Consider the following 15,721-nt stretch of genomic DNA (forward strand, 5'->3'; position numbering starts at 1 on the left):
CAAGTCCTCCATGTGCACAGGTGATGCGACCTGTGGCTGCAGTCCTGTGGGGGGACCCTCTCTTGGAACACGAACAGACCATCCCCGAGCCGAGGAAAGAGGGCGAGAACGCCCCGGACCCGGACAGCTCGGAATTTCCGGTGGCAAACACCCCGGCCGCTACGCTGAGTGACGTTCCTCGGCGTCGCCGCGGCCGGGCGGCGCTCCTGATCGCCGCCGCGCTCGTGCTCGGCGTGGGCGCCGGGACCGCCACGGGCTACGCCGTCCAGTACGAGCGCCCGCCGACGTCGCTGGGCCCGCTGGCCCAGCAGGGGCTGACCACCCCGAAGCCGATCAAGGCGGACGACTCGACCACGTACCGCTCGATCAACGCGAACCGCTGGGACCGGACGGACGACGACCTCACCAAGATGCTGCTGGAGGCGCCCGCGGGCGCGGAGCAGGTCGAGCACGGCTACAAGGGCGTCGGCGACTGGGCGGCCGACTGGTTCGACGACCCCGGCCGGGGCCTGCGCTCGATCAACTCGGGTGACGTCCGACGGGTCGCGGTGGCCCACTGGTACGCGGGGGACCGGGTCTCGGTGAGCATCACCCTCCTGCAGTTCCGCGACCGCACCGGCGCGGAGACCTACGTGAGCTCGCAGTCCAGCTACCTGCCGGACCCGAGGAAGGGCGCCGGGAACGACGGCGTGCCGCTGCCGGACGGCCTCAAGGGCACCGGCCGCGCCTGGGTGTACTCGAAGGCGCACGAGGAGGCCGGGTACATGCCGGTCCACCAGGCCCGGGCGATCGCCCGGGTCGGCAACATCGCCATGTACATGGAATACCTCGACAACACGGGAGCGATCTCCGAGAAGGACATCGTCGACCTGGCCAAGCGACAGGTGGAGCAGCTGTGACCGAGCCGAGGAACCCGGCCCCGGCCCTCTCCGAGATCACCCTGGACGAGCCCGGACCCGACCACGGCGGGCCCGCGGGCGCGCCCGAGCCCGCCTTCGCGCAGGAGCAGCTCGCCAGCGCCCGCCCGCCGCGCGCGGTCAACCGCGCGGCCGTGGCCGCCGTCGGCGCCGCGGTGGCGCTCGCGGCCGTCGCGGGCTTCGGCATCTGGGCCAAGGGTTGGATCGCCGACGCCGACCGCACCTCCGCCACCGTGTACTGGCAGGCGCAGGACCCCGCCCCGCAGACCGTGGCGCCCACCCCGCCGATCGTCTCGCTCGGCGAGCTGGGCGACCGGCTGATCGAGGTGCCGGAGCACTACCGGCCGGGCCCCGACCTGGGCGAGCACAGCAACTTCTTCACCGTGCCGGGCGCCAAGGCCGCCCAGCTCATGAAGGAGAACAACGGCAACCTCCCCGCCGACCGGCGCGCGGAGAGCAACAAGATGATCGACGGGCTCAAGCTCAAGGGCCAGGCCGGACGCACCTTCCGCAACGAGTCCGGGGACGCGGTCGTCGAGATCTCGCTGACGCAGGCGGACCCGCAGGCGGTCAAGCAGTTCGGCGAGTTCACCAAGAAGCTGCTCGAACTGATCGGCGACGACCGGCAGGCGCCCAAGGTCGAGGGGTACCCCGAGGTCAAGTGCGCCCTGCGGTCCGTCGGCGACGACGCGAAGAACGACGACGGCGAGAAGAAGGCCCCCTTGGAGTCGGTGCTCTGCGCCGCCTCCCAGGGCGACTTCCTGATCAGCTTCCACGCCTACGGCGGCAAGCCCTTCGACGCCGCCGCCGAGGTCAAGCTCCTGCGGAGCCAGCTCGACCACCTGAAGTCCCCCGGGGAGTCCGCGTGACCGACAAGACCGCCACCGAGACCCTGGCCGCCACCGAGGCCCCCGCGGCCCCGGCCGTGAACCCCTTCGCCGCGCCGGACCTGTCCGCCGCGCCGGACGCGCCGGACGCCCCGCGGGACCGCCGCGCGCTCTTCGCCTCGCTGCGCTGGACGGCGGCCGTGCTGGTCTTCGCCGTCACCGCGGCGTTGACGGCGTACGCCGTGGTCGAGCCGGAGCGGACCCGGATCCCGGGCCTGTCGACCCTGGGCGACGGCCGCTGGGACTACCCCACGATCACCAAGCCGGTGCTGCCCGCGGGGGCCCCGCTGCCCTACGGCCCGGACAACGCCGAAGGCATCCACTACGCGGCGCTGAGCCAGCTCCTGCTGCCCGCCCCGGAGGGCTCCACGCCCGACGAGAGCCTCAAGGCGGACAAGGACGGGATGGTCACCCAGGACCGCTTCCTCGCCGAGTTCTCCGGGAAGTTCCACGACCGGGTGGTCCAAGGGCTCAAGGAGGACGCCGCGCTGCGTCAGATCGCGGGCCGCGGCTGGACCACCCCCGACGGCACCGCCACCCGCGTCTACCTGCTGCGCTTCCACTCCAGCGGCTTCGTGGCCTCCTTCGAGGGCTGCAAGTCCGGCATGGAGCTCCAGGGCGCGGACTCCTTCGACCTGGACTCCGCCTGGTCCAAGGCCCTGATCGGGCAGTCCACGAAGGGGCGGATGGACCACACCGCGGTCACCACCTTCGTCGAGGAGAAGCCCTACGGTCCGCAGCAGACCAAGGTCGGCTGCATCCAGGCCGGTGACCTCCTCGGCATGGTGATCCAGACGCGGAAGGACGCGGTCAACGACGTCCCCTTCCACCAGACGGTGATCCTCCAGGACCAACTCCTGGAATAGGGCGCGCGGCGGGTCCGTCAGCGGTACGGCCTACCTCACACGGTGCCCCGGGGCCCGGGCCAGTAGGCTTGGGCCCCGGCCCGCATTGCCCACCGAACCCAAACGAACCTTCCGAGGAGCACCCCGTGCTTGAGGCAGTCTTCACCTCCCTGCTGGTCCTGGTCTGCGTCGGCGTTCTCGCCTTCAGCGGTCTGGCCGTGAAGAAGCTGTACCAGGGCCAGCGCTGATCTCCTGATCGGCCTGCCCTCCGGAAACCCTCCTCCCACAGATCGCCTGAGCAGCCATTCATGATCCAGATCCCGTCCGACCTGAACCCGGACCTCCTGCCCCTCGCCTTCCTCCTCGGTACCTGGGAGGGCGCGGGCGTCTTCGACTACCCCGGTGAAGAGAAGTGCAACTTCGGCCAGGAGGTCGTCTTCAGCCACGACGGCCGGGACTTCCTGGAGTACTCCTCGCACACGTGGGTCCTCGACGCCGACGGCAAGAAGGTCCGCCCGCTGGAGTCCGAGAAGGGCTACTGGCGCATCGACAAGCAGCGCAAGGTCGAGGTCGTCATGGTCCGCGACCAGGGCGTCGTGGAGATCTGGTACGGCGACCTGGCCGACCAGAAGCCCCAGATCGACCTGATCACCGACGCGGTCGCGCGCACCGCGACCTCCCGCCCGCACAGCGGCGGCAAGCGGCTCTACGGCTACGTCAAGGGCGACCTGATGTGGGTCGGGGAGAAGACCACCCCCGAGATCGAGCTGCGCCCGTACATGTCGGCGCAGCTGAAGAAGGTCGTCACGCCCGAGGAGGTCGCCGAGATGGCGCGCAACCTCCCGGACATGCCGGACGACGGCATCGCCTTCTTCCGCTGAGCCCCACGGGGCACCGCGGCGGCTACGCACGGTGAAAGGGGACCGCGGAACCTCCGCGGTCCCCTTCCGCGCGCCTACACTGGGCGCGTGGTGAGCACCGACTGGAAGAGTGACCTGCGCCAACGGGGGTACCGCCTGACCCCGCAGCGCCAGCTCGTGCTGGAAGCGGTGGACGTTCTCGAACACGCCACCCCCGACGAGCTGCTCGTGCACGTCCGCAAGACCGCCTCCGGGATCAACATCTCCACCGTGTACCGGACCCTGGAGCTGCTGGAAGAGCTGGGCCTGGTCTCGCACGCCCACCTCGGACACGGGGCGCCGACCTACCACCTCGCCGACCGGCACCACCACATCCACCTGGTCTGCCGGGACTGCACCGAGGTGATCGAGGCGGACGTGGACGTGGCCGCCGAGTTCACCGCCAAGCTGCGCGCCGAGTTCGGCTTCGAGACCGACATGAAGCACTTCGCGATCTTCGGGCGCTGCCGCGACTGCACCGCGAAGGCGGCTGCCGCACCGGCGGGGGCACAGTCGTAGGCTGGGGGCCATGACCAGCCCTTTGCTCAATCTTCCCGGTGCGGTGGCGGCAGAAGGCCGTGACGAGGGCGTAGCAGCCCACTACGGAGAGCTGTACGGCGAACAGCGCGCCCTCGCCGACGGCCGCGGCTTCGTGGACCTCTCGCACCGTGGCATCATCACCGTCTCCGGTCCCGAACGGCTGTCCTGGCTGCACCTGCTGCTCACCCAGCACCTGACCGAACTGCCGGCCGGACAGGCCACCGAGGCGCTGATCCTCTCCGCGAACGGGCACATCGAGCACGCCCTCTACCTGGTCGACGACGGCGAGACGGTGTGGGCGCACGTCGAGCCCGGCACCCAGGAGGCGCTGCTCGCGTACCTGGAGTCGATGAAGTTCTTCTACCGCGTCGAAACCGCCGACCGCACCGGCGACTTCGCCGTCGTGCACCTCCCGGCCGGTTCGACCGCCGAGGTGGCCAAGGAGCACGCCGTACGGGAGACCCCGTACGGCCGCGACGTCTTCCTGCCCCGCGCGGAGCTGGAGGCCTTCGCCGCCGCCCACGGCCCGGCCGCCGGGCTGGACGCCTACGAGGCGCTGCGCGTCGAGGCGCACCGGCCGCGGCTGGGCGCCGAGACCGACCACCGCACGATCCCGCACGAGCTGGGCTGGATCGGCACCGCGGTCCACCTGCAGAAGGGCTGCTACCGGGGGCAGGAGACGGTCGCCCGCGTCCACAACCTGGGGAAGCCGCCGCGCCGCCTGGTCTTCCTGCACCTGGACGGCTCGGACGTGCTGCTCCCGCCGCACGGCACGCCCGTACGGCTGGCCGCCGACGGCGCGGAGGGCCGTCAGCTCGGCTTCGTCACCACCGCGGTCCGCCACCACGAGCTGGGGCCGATCGCCCTCGCGCTGGTGAAGCGGAACGTCGCGGTGGACGCGCAGCTGCTGGCGGGCACGATCGCGGCCGCGCAGGAGGTCGTCGTGGCGCCGTAGCGCCGTAGCCGCAGCGCCTCAGATGTCGATGACGATGGTGAACGGGCCGTGGTTGGTGAGCGAGACGCGCATGTCCGCCCCGAACCGGCCCGTCGCCACCGTCGCCCCCAGGGCGCGCAGCTGGGCGACGACCTCGTCCACCAGCGGCTCGGCGACCGGTCCGGGCGCGGCCGCGTTCCAGGTGGGGCGCCGGCCCTTGCGGGCGTCGCCGTAGAGCGTGAACTGGGAGACCACCAGCAGCGGCGCGTCCACGTCGCTGCAGGACTTCTCCGCCTCCAGGATCCGTACGGACCACAGCTTGCGCGCCAGCAGCGCGGCCTTCTCCGGAGTGTCGTCGTGGGTCACCCCCACCAGCACGCACAGTCCCTCGCCGACGATCTCGCCGACGGTCTCGCCCGCGACGACGACGCTCGCGCCGTCCACCCTCTGCACCACTGCTCGCATACGACCTGTGTACCAGGCGTGCACCCGTCCGGGGCCGATCGGGTGGAGTGGACCTGCGTCAGGACCACGGAGAGTGGCACGATGCTCGCAGGCGGTGCTGCCATGCACCGGTCGAGGGGACGGACACGCACGCATGAACACTTCTGGCACCGGCACGGGCACCGGCACCGACACCTCAGTGACCTCCACGGCGACCTCCGCGGCCCGGCCGCCCGCGCAGCGCACCGGCACGGCCACGGTCACCGGCGACCCGCAGCGGCCCGCCGTCTCGCTCGGCCTACCCGAGCTGCGCGCGCTGCGCCGCGACGCGCAGCGCGACGAGGCCGACCTGAGCTACGTCCGCAGACTCCTGCAGGGCCGGATCGACATCCTGCGCGCCGAACTGGCCCGCCGCACCGATCCCGAGTCCCCGGTCGTCGACCGGCTCTCCGAGATCCTCGCCGACGCCCCCTCCAGCCGCAGCGCCTCCGCGCGCCACGTCACGCTCGGCACCCCGCACAGCGAGGAGTACCGGCTGCTCGCGGCGGAGATGCTGGCCGACGTCGAGCTGTCGGACCTGGGCGCCCGTACGGACGGCGAACTGCACGAGGGCATGGGCAAGCTGGTCCGCTACGAGCAGCAGGTCTCGCGCCGCCGCCAGCAGTTGCAGCGCACGGCGGACGACTGCAGCGCGGAGATCACCCGGCGCTACCGGGAGGGCGAGGCGCAGGTCGACGACCTGCTGGTCTGACCCGCCCCGCCGACCGGCCGGTCCGGCGCGGAAAATGGGGCGACCCGATGCCGCGGCGCGATTAGCGTGGCTCGTCATGAGCATCGACGTCCGGACCATCGCCGCATCCGAACTGCCCATGTGGCTGGGCGCCGTGGCGACCGGCTTCCTGACCGCCACGCCGGTCACCGAGTCGGACATCGCCCAGCGCGCCAAGTACACGGACCTCGCCCGCACCCAGGGCGCCTTCGATGCGGACACCGGCCGCTGCGTGGGCACCTTCCGTTCCTTCGCGCAGCAGATCACCGTGCCGGGCGGCGCGCAGCTGCCCGCGAGCGCCGTCTCCAACGTCACCGTGTCGCCCACGCACCGCCGCCGCGGCCTGCTCGGCCGGATGATGCGCGCCGAGCTCACCGCCGCCAAGGAGCGCGGCGAGGTGCTGTCGACGCTCATCGCCGCCGAATACCCCATCTACGGCCGCTACGGATACGGGCCCGCCACCGCCGTCTCGGAGTGGGAGATCGACGTCCCGCGCACCGGACTCGACCCCCGCTGGGCCGCCCCCGAGGACGGCGGCCGGATCGACCTGGTGGACGCCGCCGAGATGCGACGGGTGGGCCCCGCCGTGCACGAGCGGCTGCGCGCCACGACGCACGGCGCGATCGACCGGCCGGAGCGCTGGTGGAGCCTGGCCACCGGCCTGGAGGAAATCTCCGTCCGCCCCTACAAGCCCCGGTTCTTCGCGGTGTACCGCTCGGCGGCCGGCGAGGCGGAGGGAGTGGTCAGCTACCGGGCGGACGACCACTGGACGGACGCCAAGCTCCCGCTCAACACCGTCGAGGTCAAGGACCTCGTCGCGACCACCGTGGCGGCGCAGCGGGCGCTGTGGCACTACCTGTGCTCGATCGACTGGGTGATGAAGGTGCGCACCGGCTACCGGGCCCCGGACGACCTGGTCCCCTCGCTGCTGCCCGACCCGCGCGCCGCCCGCATGGTGACCGACGCCGACTACCTGTGGGTGCGGCTGCTGGACGTCGCGGCGGCGCTCGGCGCGCGCACGTACGCCGTGCCCGGGAGCCTCGTCCTGGAGGTCACCGACCCGGCCGGGCTCGCCGGGGGCCGCTTCCGGCTGGTCGCGGGGACGGGCGCGGCCGCCTGCGCCCCGACGACGGAGCCCGCGGACCTGCGCCTGGACGTGGCGCGGCTCGGCTCGCTCTACCTGGGCGACGGGTCGGCGGTGCGGTGGGCCGCGCTGGGCGGGATCGAGGAGCTGCGACCCGGGGCGCTGGCCCTGGCGGACGCGGTCTTCCGCACCGCGCGGCGACCCTGGTGCCCCGACGTCTTCTGAGCGGCGCCCACCGCCCCCGTCACACCGGGGGCCCGGGACGCGTCAGAGGGACGACGGACGTACGAGGACGACGGGGAACAGGGGAGCGGAGCGCGCGATGGACGAGAGCGACTTTCTGGCGGCACGGTTCGAGGAGCGGCGCACGCACCTGCGGGCCGTCGCCTACCGCATGCTCGGCTCGCTGGCCGAGGCCGAGGACGCCGTCCAGGAGGCCTGGATCCGGCTGGACCGCGCCGACACGAGCGGGGTCACCAATCTGGGCGGCTGGCTCACCACGGTCGTCGCCCGCGTCTGCCTGGACCAGCTGCGCTCCCGCACGACGCGCCGCGAGGAGTCGCTGGAGGCGCGGATCCACGTCCCGGACCCGATCGTGAGCCGTGCGGACGGGCTCGACCCGGAGCAGGAGGTGCTGCTCGCGGACTCGGTCGGGCTGGCCCTCCTCGTCGTACTGGAGCAACTGGCCCCCGCGGAACGGCTGGCGTTCGTCCTGCACGACATGTTCGCGGTGCCCTTCGAGGAGATCGCGCCCCTGGTGGACCGCACCCCGGCCGCCGCCCGGCAGCTCGCGAGCCGGGCACGGCGCCGGGTCCAGGGCGGCGCGCCCGCCCCCGATCCGGACCCGGAGCGCCAGCGGGAGGTCGTCGGGGCCTTCCTCGCGGCCGCGCGCGGCGGCAGCTTCGAGGACCTGATCGCGGTCCTGGACCCGGAGGTCGTGCTGCGCGTGGACCTCGGAGCGGGGGCGGGCGGGCCGGGCGGTCCCGTGCGCGGTGCGCGGGCGGTGGCCCGGCAGGCGCTCACCTTCCAGCGGCTGTCGCCCTTCGCGCGTCCCGCGCTGGTCAACGGCGCGCCCGGCGTGGTCACGATGCCCGACGGCAAGCCGGTCGCGGTCATGGGCTTCACGGTCAGCGGCGGCCTCATCGTCGCGATCGACATCCTGGCGGACCCCGTCCGGCTGGCACACCTCGACGTCGCGGTCCTGGAGGACTGAGCCCTTGTCTTCGATGCCTTCGATTCCCCCGCTCCCGTCCCCTTCCCCTTCCCCGTCCCTCGACGGGGAGGGCCTCGTCGCCGTCCTGCGCGCGGCGGGCTGCGTCTTCGCGGAGGAGGAGGCGCAGCTGCTGCTGGACGCGGCGGCGCAGGGCGCCGACCTGGCCGCGTTGGTGGCGCGCCGGGTGGCCGGTCAGCCGCTGGAACACGTGGTGGGCTGGGCCGAGTTCTGCGGGCTGCGGATGGAGGTGGGCGCGGGGGTCTTCGTACCGCGCCGGCGCAGCGAGTTCCTGGTGCGCGAGGCCGCGGCCGGGACGCGGGCCGGTGCGGGTGCGGTGGTGCTGGACCTGTGCTGCGGGGTCGGCGCCGTCGGTGCGGCCGTGGCGGCGCGGCTGGGTGGGGACGGGGGTGGCGGGGTGGAGCTGCACGCCGTCGACATCGATCCGGTGGCCGTCTCGTACGCGGTGCGCAATGTGGCGCCCTACGGCGGCCGGGTCTACGCGGGCGACCTCTACGGCCCGCTGCCCGCCCGGCTGTTGGGCGCGGTGGACGTGCTGGTCGCGAACGCGCCGTACGTGCCCACGGACCGGATCGCGCTGCTGCCGCCCGAGGCCCGCGAGCACGAACCCCTGGCCACCCTCGACGGCGGTGCGGACGGGGTCGCCGTGCAGCGCAGGGTCGCGGCGGGGGCCCTGCCGTGGCTCGCGCCGGGCGGACGGCTGCTGATCGAGACCGGCGAGCACCAGGCGCCGCGGACCGCGGAGGCGCTGACGACGGCCGGCTTCGGCGAGGTCGCGGTGGTGTCCTCGGAGGAACTCGAAGCGACCGTGGTCATCGGCACGGCGGCGCTGTAGGGCGCGCGGGCCCCGGCAGCCCCCCGGGGCGGCGGGGGGACAACCCCCGCCCGCACCGGGCGGTTAGCGGGGTCGTGGCGGGCGGGCGGACCGGGACATGCTGGTCAGGCCGGTGCGTACCGGCGGATTCCCCACCACCCAGCAGGAGTTGGCCCGTGCGTGTGCAGACGTGGCAGAGGTTCCCTTCCCCGCTCCGGGCCGTGCTGGCGGCCGCCGTCGCCGGCGCCGCCCTCGCGGTGTCCGGGCCGGCGGCGCCCGCGGCGTTCGCCGCCGCCCGGCCGGACTCCGTACAGCGGGGTCTGGACGCGCTGGTGCGCGAGGACGGCCTGCCCGGGGCGCTGGCGAGCGTCAAGGGCCCAGGCGGGCACTCGCGTTCGTACACCGCGGGGGTCGGCGACCTGGCCACCGGGGCGCCGGTGCCCGCGGACGGCCAGGTGCGGATCGGCAGCAACACCAAGGCCTTCACCGCGGTGGTCGTGCTGCAACTGGTGGCCGAGGGGAAGATCGGCCTCGACACCCCGGTCGACGAGTACCTGCGGGGCCTGGTCCGCGGTGAGCGGATCGACGGTCGCCGGATCACCGTCCGGCACCTGTTGCAGCAGACCAGCGGGCTCCCCAACTACACCGAGTACGACCTCCAGTTGCGCCACTACGAACCCCGCGAGCTCGTCGACATCGCCCTGCGGCACGAGGGCCACTTCGAGCCGGGCGAGAAGTGGGAGTACAGCAACACGAACTACGTGCTGGCCGGCATGGTCGTCGAGCAGGTCACCCACCGCCCGCTGGCCGAGGAGTTCGAGCGGCGCGTCATCCGGCCCGCCGGGCTGCGCCACACCTACTTCCCCGCCCCGGGCGACCCCACCATCCGCGAGCCCCACCCCAAGGGCTACGACCGGGACGCGCCGGGCGCCCCGCTGCGCGACGTCACGGAGATGGACCCCTCGTGGGCCTGGGCGGCGGGGCAGATGATCTCCACCAACGCGGACCTCAACCGCTTCTACGGCGCGCTCCTCTCCGGCGACCTGCTGGAGAAGGCCCAACTGGACCAGATGCGGACCACGGTGTCCGCCGAGTACTTCGGCCCCGGCGCCCGCTACGGCCTGGGCCTCGTGAGCTTCCCGCTGTCCTGCGGCGGCGTCTACTGGGGGCACGGCGGCAGCTTCCCGGGGTACGAGACCCGCGGCGGAGCCACCGCCCAGGGCCGCGCCGCGAACATCGCGGTGACCACGCAGCCGAGCGACAAGGCCGCCATGAACCGCGTGACCGCCCTCGTGGACACCGCCCTGTGCCGCCGCTGACCCGGCCGGGCCCCGGCCATCCGCTCGGCGGATCGGCGGTGAGGTGCTCGGCGGGCACGATATCGGCCCGATAGGGGGGCTTCGTAGCGTCCTCGCGGCAGTGCGTTCCGGCACGGCCACGACGAAAGGACACGACGGCATGCGCAAGCTCATGACCCTCGCCACCGCGACCACCGGCGCCGCGCTCATGCTGGCCGTCGGCGCGGGCACCGCCTCCGCCGACTCGGTCATCACCGCCCCCTGGGACACGAGCGTCACCGGCGCGAGCAGCACCGGCACGGTCAGCACCACCTGGGTCGACAACGCCGGCACGGTGACGGCGAAGGGCACGCTGAAGGTCACCGACCCCTCGGCCTGTTACACGGTCTCGGTCGGCGTGGGCTTCGTCGGCAAGCCGCGCGGACCCCAGATCTGGGTCAAGGCCCCGCAGAAGCAGTGCGGTCCCGGCACGATCGACGTGTCCGCCACGATGGGCCCGTACAGCTTCTGGGACGGCCCCTGGGTCCGCATCTGCAAGGACGGCGACACCACCAAGGCCTGCCAGGGCTGACGCCCCCCCGCCGCGGCGCGGGCGCACCCCGCGGGGTGCGCCCGTAGGCGTCACACGATGGCTTGGCACCCGACGAGTTCGTACGGCCCGTACGCGTGCTCCACCCGTTTCGTCGTCCACAGCATCCTGGCCGTCTCCACCGTCGCCGACACGGACAGCAGCGCGCCCAGCCGACCCGGCGGCCCGTCCCAGCGGACGACCGAGAGGAACTCCCAGGTGCCGTCCAGACCCGGGTCCGAGCGGTGCGGCGCCCGGAGCACCCAGTCCGCGCCGCGCTCCCCCCACAGCCCCACCACGGCGGCGCGACTGCGCCGCGCCGTGACCGTGCGCCCGATCCGGCCCACTCCCACCTGGGCGAGCGAGCCGAGGCTCAGCTGCGGTTCCAGGGCGACATCGGTCGCCACCTCGTCGTGCGTCTCCTCGCGCGTGGGGTGGATGCTGTGCACGCGCGGCGGCGCGCTCCCGCCGTCACCGTCGAGCCGTACGGAGAAGACGATCTCGCGGACGACGCCGTCGGCCGGCGGGCGCAGCGAGAAGGGGAACCGCAGGAGCCGGAAGGTGACGCCCGCCTCTAGTTGGGCCCTGACGAGCGGATCCACCGACGGGTGGTCGCGCAGGGCGTCGAGGGAGACGCAGTCGAAGACGGTACGGGGCAGTTCGACGTGCGGTCCGCCGGCGCCGGCGGGCAGCGCGGCCGGCCCCCGTACGCCGCTTCCCTCGTCGGCGGGCTCCAACCGGTGGGGGAGGGCGTCCGAGCGCCACTCGGGAAACACCTCGGCGCCGGCTTGTTCCAGGGGCATTGCGCGTCACACTCCCACGACGACGAACGGACCCCAGTAGTAGGGGTGTGCGGTGTCCGGTTCGCCGCGCAGCTCCAGCGCGGCGTCCCGCATGGCCCCGGGCACGTCGGCGTGCCGCCGCACCCGGGAGTAGTAGCGGTGCATCAGCGAGCGGGTCACCGCCGAGTCGACCTTCCACTGGCTCGCGACGACCTGCCGGGCCCCGGCCACCAGGAAGGCCCGGACGAGCCCCTCGCCCTCGTCGGTCGGCCCCAGCTCGCGGCGGTTGGACTCGCACCCGCTGAGCACCACGACCGCCCCGTTGAGCCGCACCCGGGAGATCACCGTGCGCGCGGAGAGCACCTCGAACCCCTCCCGCGTACCGTCGGACAGGAGCAGGCCGGAGCCGAGGGGATCCTGCGGATCGAAGAATCCGTGCGCCGCGATGTGCAGGGCGTCCAGCGTCGGCCCCAGTGCGGCGATGAGGTCGATCCTGGCGGCGGGCCCGGTGGCGGTACGGTCCCTTCCCGCGCCCAGCAGCGCCGTGGCCTCGCGCGCCTCCCGGAGGAACTCGTCCTCCTCCGCGGCCGGGGCGGCGCCCGAGTGGGCGAGTACGAGGGCGGACCCGTCCCCGGGGCGGCGGTTGTCGAGGCGTCGCCCCAGGGCCAGACCCGGCAGGTAGCGCACGGGGGCGCTCTCGATCAGCGACCGGCCGTCCAGCCCGGCCACGGGGAGCACGTGCAGCGGCAGTTCGTGGAGCAGGCCGTGCGGTACGAGGACGGTCGCCGTCGCCGCCGCCACGCGCGCGCACCAGGCGCGCGGCACCAGGGCGTCGGTGAGCGTCGCCCAGGCCGGCGAGAGGGGCTGGTCGGGGCTGCCGGGGCGGCGCCAGACGTCAGCCCTGGCCAGCGCGCAGTAGGACTCCAGGTCAGCCCAGGACAGGGGCGACTTCTCGGCCAGCACCGTTCCGTCGTCGAAGAGGGCGAAGGCGATGCAGGCATGCGGCATCGAGAACCAGGACAGCAGCACCGTGCCGGGTTCGAGCGTGCCCCTCAGTTCGAGGAGCTCGTCCAGGGTCGGTGGCGCGCCCGTGCGCAGCTGGGCCAACCGGGGCGACAGCTCGGCGAGTTCGGCGTGTACGTGGGCCAGGTCCCGCTCCGCCGCGAGGACGTCCACACGGTCCGCCCCGGGGTCCCGCCTCCTGAGCACGGCGAGCCGGGACCGCGCCTCGTCCTCCCGACGGGCGAGGGCCACGGGCACGAAGTCGGGCAGGGGGCCGGCGCCGCCGATCTCCGTGAGGAAGCCGCGCCCCCGACCCCGCTCGGCGGCGAGCAGCGCATCGGCGAAGCGACCCTCGGCGAAGCGGTCCTCCACCAACTGCGCACAGGCCCAGAAGGTCTGCTCGAACTCCGCGCGGCGGTCCTCCACCCCACCGGTGCGCACGAGTTCGTCGGAGGCGTCCATCGCGGCCTGGCAGGCGGCGGTGCGCTCGGCCCGGAAGCTCGCGCGATGCCCCAGGGCGGGCTCCGCAGCTTCCAGGGCCGCCAGGGTCTCGTACATGCCGCGGGCCGCCGGCCGGACGTTCCAGGCGGGGAACCGGCCGTCCGAGCGCCCGAGCAGCTCCCCGAAGACGGACCTGGCCTCTTCCAGGAGCTCCTCCCCCGGCGGGCTCAGCCTGCTCAGTTCCAGCAACGCCGTCCCGAGGCGCACGCTGGTCCCGGCGAAGGTCTGGAAGCGGAGCATGGACCAGGAGATCTCCCGCTCCCGTGAGAGCGCCCGGCGCGCCCGTTCGAGATTGCGCCGCCGATCGCCCTCGGTCCGGTCCAGATATGCCTGTCCGAGGCCGAGGAGTGCCAGCATCTCGGACTCCTCGTCGCCGCTCGCCGCCGCTTGTTCGGCCATGGCCCGCATGCTCGCGAACGGGTCGTCGGGATCCGCCCCGGTGTGCTCCAGGCTCCAGCTGCCGGTGACGCTCTTCAGGCCCAGCGACCCGTCCACGGAGCCGGGAGCGGCGGCGCAGGCCGCCTCCGGCCCCACCAGCCGGCACTGCCGCAGCACTTCCAGATGGATCCGCAGCCGGCTGCGCTGCATCGGGTTCGGCCCGAGGGCCGCCCGTTCCAGTACCCGCGCCACCTCGTCGTCGAGGAGCTGGGCCGGGTGCGCCTGGAGGAGGGCCAGGCTCTCCCGCCAGGTCCCCACCTGCACGAAGCGGTTGACCAGGTCCATGCCGTCCTCGGGCGGGAGCCGGGCGAACGCCATGTCGACCCCCTCCTCCCGGCATGCCACGACGAGCCGCAGCAGGGCTTCGACGTCCTGCGGGGCGATGTGCAACGGTCCCGGCTGCCCGGCCAGCCCCGGCAGCATCCGCCGCAGCTCCTCGCTCTCCAGCGCCTCCCGGTGGGACTCGTAGTAGCGCTTGCGCGCCAGCCAGGAATCGCTCGCGAGGAATTCCCTGGCCGTGGCGATGAGCCTGTTGCGCTCGACCTGCTGCGCGGTGAACTCCGCGATCGCCATCTGCGGGCCCCGCTCCACCACCCGCTGCACGAGACGGACCAGCTCCTTGAGCGCCTCGCCGCCCCCTTCCTGCTGCCGCTCCCGTTCCAGCACCGGGCCGACCCGCCGCAGCACCTGCGCGGGGGCCGATTCGAGCAGCTCCCTCAGGTCCGAGACCTTCACGGCCCGGCGCATCCGATGGGCCAGGATCCGCGCTTCCTCGGCGGGCGAGTTGTCCAGCCCGCTCACCATGTGGGCCACATCGCGGGCCCGCTCGACCACTTCCGGGGCATCGGGCACCCCTGCGCCACGGCTCAGCGCCAAGGAGCGCTCCACATGGTCCAAGGCACCCCGGAAATCCAGGCGATCGACCAGCAACACGCTCATCAGCGCGTGCGACCGGGCCTGACCGATGACGTCGCCGGCGGCGGCCCGCAGGTCCAGGGCGTCGCGCAACAACGTCACCGCTTCGTCGGCGCGGTCCGCGGCCATGAGGAGCTTGGCGAGGTTGCTCAGGACGTTCCCCTGGACCCCGGGCTTGCCGCTGGCCGCGGCGAACGCCTCCCGGTAGGCCTGTTCGGCGTCCTCCGTGCGCCCGCTGCCCGCCAGCGCGTTGGCGAGGTTGGGCAGCGCCTCCACGCGACGGTGTGCCGGCAGTTCTGCCAGGGCGCGGTGGTGTGCGGTGATCGCCTCGTCGTAGCGGCCCAGCGAGTTCAGCGCCGCTCCCCGGTTCAGCTCCAGCACGCCGAGCGGCTCCCCGGAGTCGACGTGGTCGGTGTGTGCGTCGGCGAGCCGGAACCGGGTGAGCGCCTCCTCGTAGCGTCCGGTTTCGATCAGCACCACACCCTCGATGAGGTGCAGTTGGAAGCGGGCCGAGGGAGAGCTTCCCGGGGTCGGCGGTTCCCCCCGGTCGATGATCTCCGCCGCTTCGGCGAGCCGTCGGCCGTGGTTCAGGGACCCGATCAGGAGCGCCCGGGCGTACACCAGCCGATCCGGGTCACCGCCGTCGACCGCATCCCGGTGGATCGTGCACCGCGCCACATAGGCCGTCTCGGCGCCGAGTTGGTGCCCCCAGCATTCCCAGGCCAACTGCGCCAGCCGGTCGGGGTCCGCCTCCCCGTTCAGCTGGCGGAGGCGGAAGACCTCTTCCCGTAACCGGTGGACCTCCCCCGTGCGATCGGACACCGCGCCACCCCCCGTTGCCGGAATCCCGCCC

At 73.3% G+C, this 15,721-nt stretch carries 15 protein-coding genes; 12 read left to right on the top strand and 3 right to left on the bottom strand.

Features of this window, described 5'->3' with window-relative positions; all coding sequences use genetic code 11:
* Positions 1 to 140 precede the first annotated feature (140 nt).
* The 6 genes from ACZ4UB_RS28325 to ygfZ all read left to right on the top strand — a co-directional run bounded on the left by ACZ4UB_RS28325 (position 141) and on the right by ygfZ (position 5,043).
* A complete protein-coding gene (locus ACZ4UB_RS28325; protein ID WP_468074386.1) occupies positions 141 to 899 on the top strand; it encodes a hypothetical protein in 759 nt (252 codons plus the stop codon).
* Positions 896 to 1,786 (top strand): hypothetical protein, encoded by an 891-nt coding sequence (locus tag ACZ4UB_RS28330; protein WP_468074388.1) that lies wholly within the window; start codon positions 896 to 898, stop codon positions 1,784 to 1,786. Before ACZ4UB_RS28325 ends, ACZ4UB_RS28330 begins: the two co-directional genes overlap by 4 nt.
* Positions 1,783 to 2,670, top strand: coding sequence for a hypothetical protein (locus ACZ4UB_RS28335; RefSeq protein ID WP_468074390.1), 888 nt, complete (start codon positions 1,783 to 1,785; stop codon positions 2,668 to 2,670). Before ACZ4UB_RS28330 ends, ACZ4UB_RS28335 begins: the two co-directional genes overlap by 4 nt.
* 287 nt (positions 2,671 to 2,957) lie before the next feature.
* The gene (locus ACZ4UB_RS28340) at positions 2,958 to 3,530 is read left to right on the top strand and encodes a heme-binding beta-barrel domain-containing protein (RefSeq protein WP_354381182.1); all 573 of its coding nucleotides are present in this window, start codon (positions 2,958 to 2,960) and stop codon (positions 3,528 to 3,530) included.
* A gap of 87 nt (positions 3,531 to 3,617) precedes the next feature.
* Positions 3,618 to 4,067: a Fur family transcriptional regulator gene (locus ACZ4UB_RS28345; protein ID WP_468074392.1), complete on the top strand. Its 450-nt coding sequence runs from the start codon at positions 3,618 to 3,620 to the stop codon at positions 4,065 to 4,067.
* Between the two features lie 10 nt (positions 4,068 to 4,077).
* Positions 4,078 to 5,043: a CAF17-like 4Fe-4S cluster assembly/insertion protein YgfZ gene (gene ygfZ / locus ACZ4UB_RS28350; RefSeq protein WP_468074394.1), complete on the top strand. Its 966-nt coding sequence runs from the start codon at positions 4,078 to 4,080 to the stop codon at positions 5,041 to 5,043.
* Positions 5,044 to 5,061: 18 nt separating this feature from the next.
* Here ygfZ and dtd read toward each other — a convergent pair whose 3' ends face one another.
* A complete protein-coding gene (dtd, locus tag ACZ4UB_RS28355) occupies positions 5,062 to 5,487 on the bottom strand; it encodes a D-aminoacyl-tRNA deacylase (RefSeq protein WP_354381185.1) in 426 nt (141 codons plus the stop codon).
* Between the two features lie 133 nt (positions 5,488 to 5,620).
* Here dtd and ACZ4UB_RS28360 point away from each other — a divergent pair, with 133 nt between their 5' ends.
* The 6 genes from ACZ4UB_RS28360 to ACZ4UB_RS28385 all read left to right on the top strand — a co-directional run bounded on the left by ACZ4UB_RS28360 (position 5,621) and on the right by ACZ4UB_RS28385 (position 11,233).
* Complete coding sequence (locus tag ACZ4UB_RS28360) at positions 5,621 to 6,217, top strand: RsiG family protein (protein WP_468074396.1); 597 nt, start codon at positions 5,621 to 5,623, stop codon at positions 6,215 to 6,217.
* A gap of 76 nt (positions 6,218 to 6,293) precedes the next feature.
* The gene (locus ACZ4UB_RS28365; RefSeq protein ID WP_468074398.1) at positions 6,294 to 7,544 is read left to right on the top strand and encodes a GNAT family N-acetyltransferase; all 1,251 of its coding nucleotides are present in this window, start codon (positions 6,294 to 6,296) and stop codon (positions 7,542 to 7,544) included.
* Between the two features lie 97 nt (positions 7,545 to 7,641).
* Positions 7,642 to 8,532 carry a sigma-70 family RNA polymerase sigma factor gene (locus tag ACZ4UB_RS28370; RefSeq protein WP_468074400.1) on the top strand — a complete coding sequence of 297 codons (891 nt, stop codon included), beginning with the start codon at positions 7,642 to 7,644 and terminating at the stop codon, positions 8,530 to 8,532.
* A 13-nt stretch (positions 8,533 to 8,545) separates the two neighbouring features.
* Positions 8,546 to 9,385 carry a putative protein N(5)-glutamine methyltransferase gene (locus tag ACZ4UB_RS28375; protein ID WP_468074402.1) on the top strand — a complete coding sequence of 280 codons (840 nt, stop codon included), beginning with the start codon at positions 8,546 to 8,548 and terminating at the stop codon, positions 9,383 to 9,385.
* 155 nt (positions 9,386 to 9,540) lie between these two features.
* Positions 9,541 to 10,683: a serine hydrolase domain-containing protein gene (locus ACZ4UB_RS28380; protein WP_468074404.1), complete on the top strand. Its 1,143-nt coding sequence runs from the start codon at positions 9,541 to 9,543 to the stop codon at positions 10,681 to 10,683.
* Between the two features lie 139 nt (positions 10,684 to 10,822).
* Positions 10,823 to 11,233, top strand: a complete 411-nt coding sequence (locus ACZ4UB_RS28385) for a hypothetical protein (RefSeq protein WP_468074406.1) — start codon at positions 10,823 to 10,825, stop codon at positions 11,231 to 11,233.
* Between the two features lie 50 nt (positions 11,234 to 11,283).
* On the opposite strand, the gene ACZ4UB_RS28390 is transcribed toward ACZ4UB_RS28385, so the two are convergent.
* Together ACZ4UB_RS28390 and ACZ4UB_RS28395 are read right to left on the bottom strand one after the other, a co-directional pair.
* The gene (locus ACZ4UB_RS28390; RefSeq protein ID WP_468074408.1) at positions 11,284 to 12,033 is read right to left on the bottom strand and encodes a hypothetical protein; all 750 of its coding nucleotides are present in this window, start codon (positions 12,031 to 12,033) and stop codon (positions 11,284 to 11,286) included.
* Between the two features lie 6 nt (positions 12,034 to 12,039).
* Positions 12,040 to 15,690 (bottom strand): CHAT domain-containing protein, encoded by a 3,651-nt coding sequence (locus tag ACZ4UB_RS28395; RefSeq protein WP_468074410.1) that lies wholly within the window; start codon positions 15,688 to 15,690, stop codon positions 12,040 to 12,042.
* Between the last annotated feature and the right edge of the window lie 31 nt (positions 15,691 to 15,721).

Source organism: Streptomyces sp. NPDC028419 (genome assembly GCF_055565515.1).

Bases quoted from the DNA above. Each gene is read 5' to 3' on its own strand.
- ACZ4UB_RS28340 (WP_354381182.1), top strand. From the start codon at position 2,958: ATGATCCAGATCCCGTCCGACCTGAACCCGGACCTCCTGCCCCTCGCC.
- ygfZ (WP_468074394.1), top strand. From the start codon at position 4,078: ATGACCAGCCCTTTGCTCAATCTTCCCGGTGCGGTGGCGGCAGAAGGC.
- dtd (WP_354381185.1), bottom strand. From the start codon at position 5,487: ATGCGAGCAGTGGTGCAGAGGGTGGACGGCGCGAGCGTCGTCGTCGCG.
- ACZ4UB_RS28360 (WP_468074396.1), top strand. From the start codon at position 5,621: ATGAACACTTCTGGCACCGGCACGGGCACCGGCACCGACACCTCAGTG.
- ACZ4UB_RS28365 (WP_468074398.1), top strand. From the start codon at position 6,294: ATGAGCATCGACGTCCGGACCATCGCCGCATCCGAACTGCCCATGTGG.
- ACZ4UB_RS28370 (WP_468074400.1), top strand. From the start codon at position 7,642: ATGGACGAGAGCGACTTTCTGGCGGCACGGTTCGAGGAGCGGCGCACG.
- ACZ4UB_RS28375 (WP_468074402.1), top strand. From the start codon at position 8,546: ATGCCTTCGATTCCCCCGCTCCCGTCCCCTTCCCCTTCCCCGTCCCTC.
- ACZ4UB_RS28385 (WP_468074406.1), top strand. From the start codon at position 10,823: ATGCGCAAGCTCATGACCCTCGCCACCGCGACCACCGGCGCCGCGCTC.
- ACZ4UB_RS28390 (WP_468074408.1), bottom strand. From the start codon at position 12,033: ATGCCCCTGGAACAAGCCGGCGCCGAGGTGTTTCCCGAGTGGCGCTCG.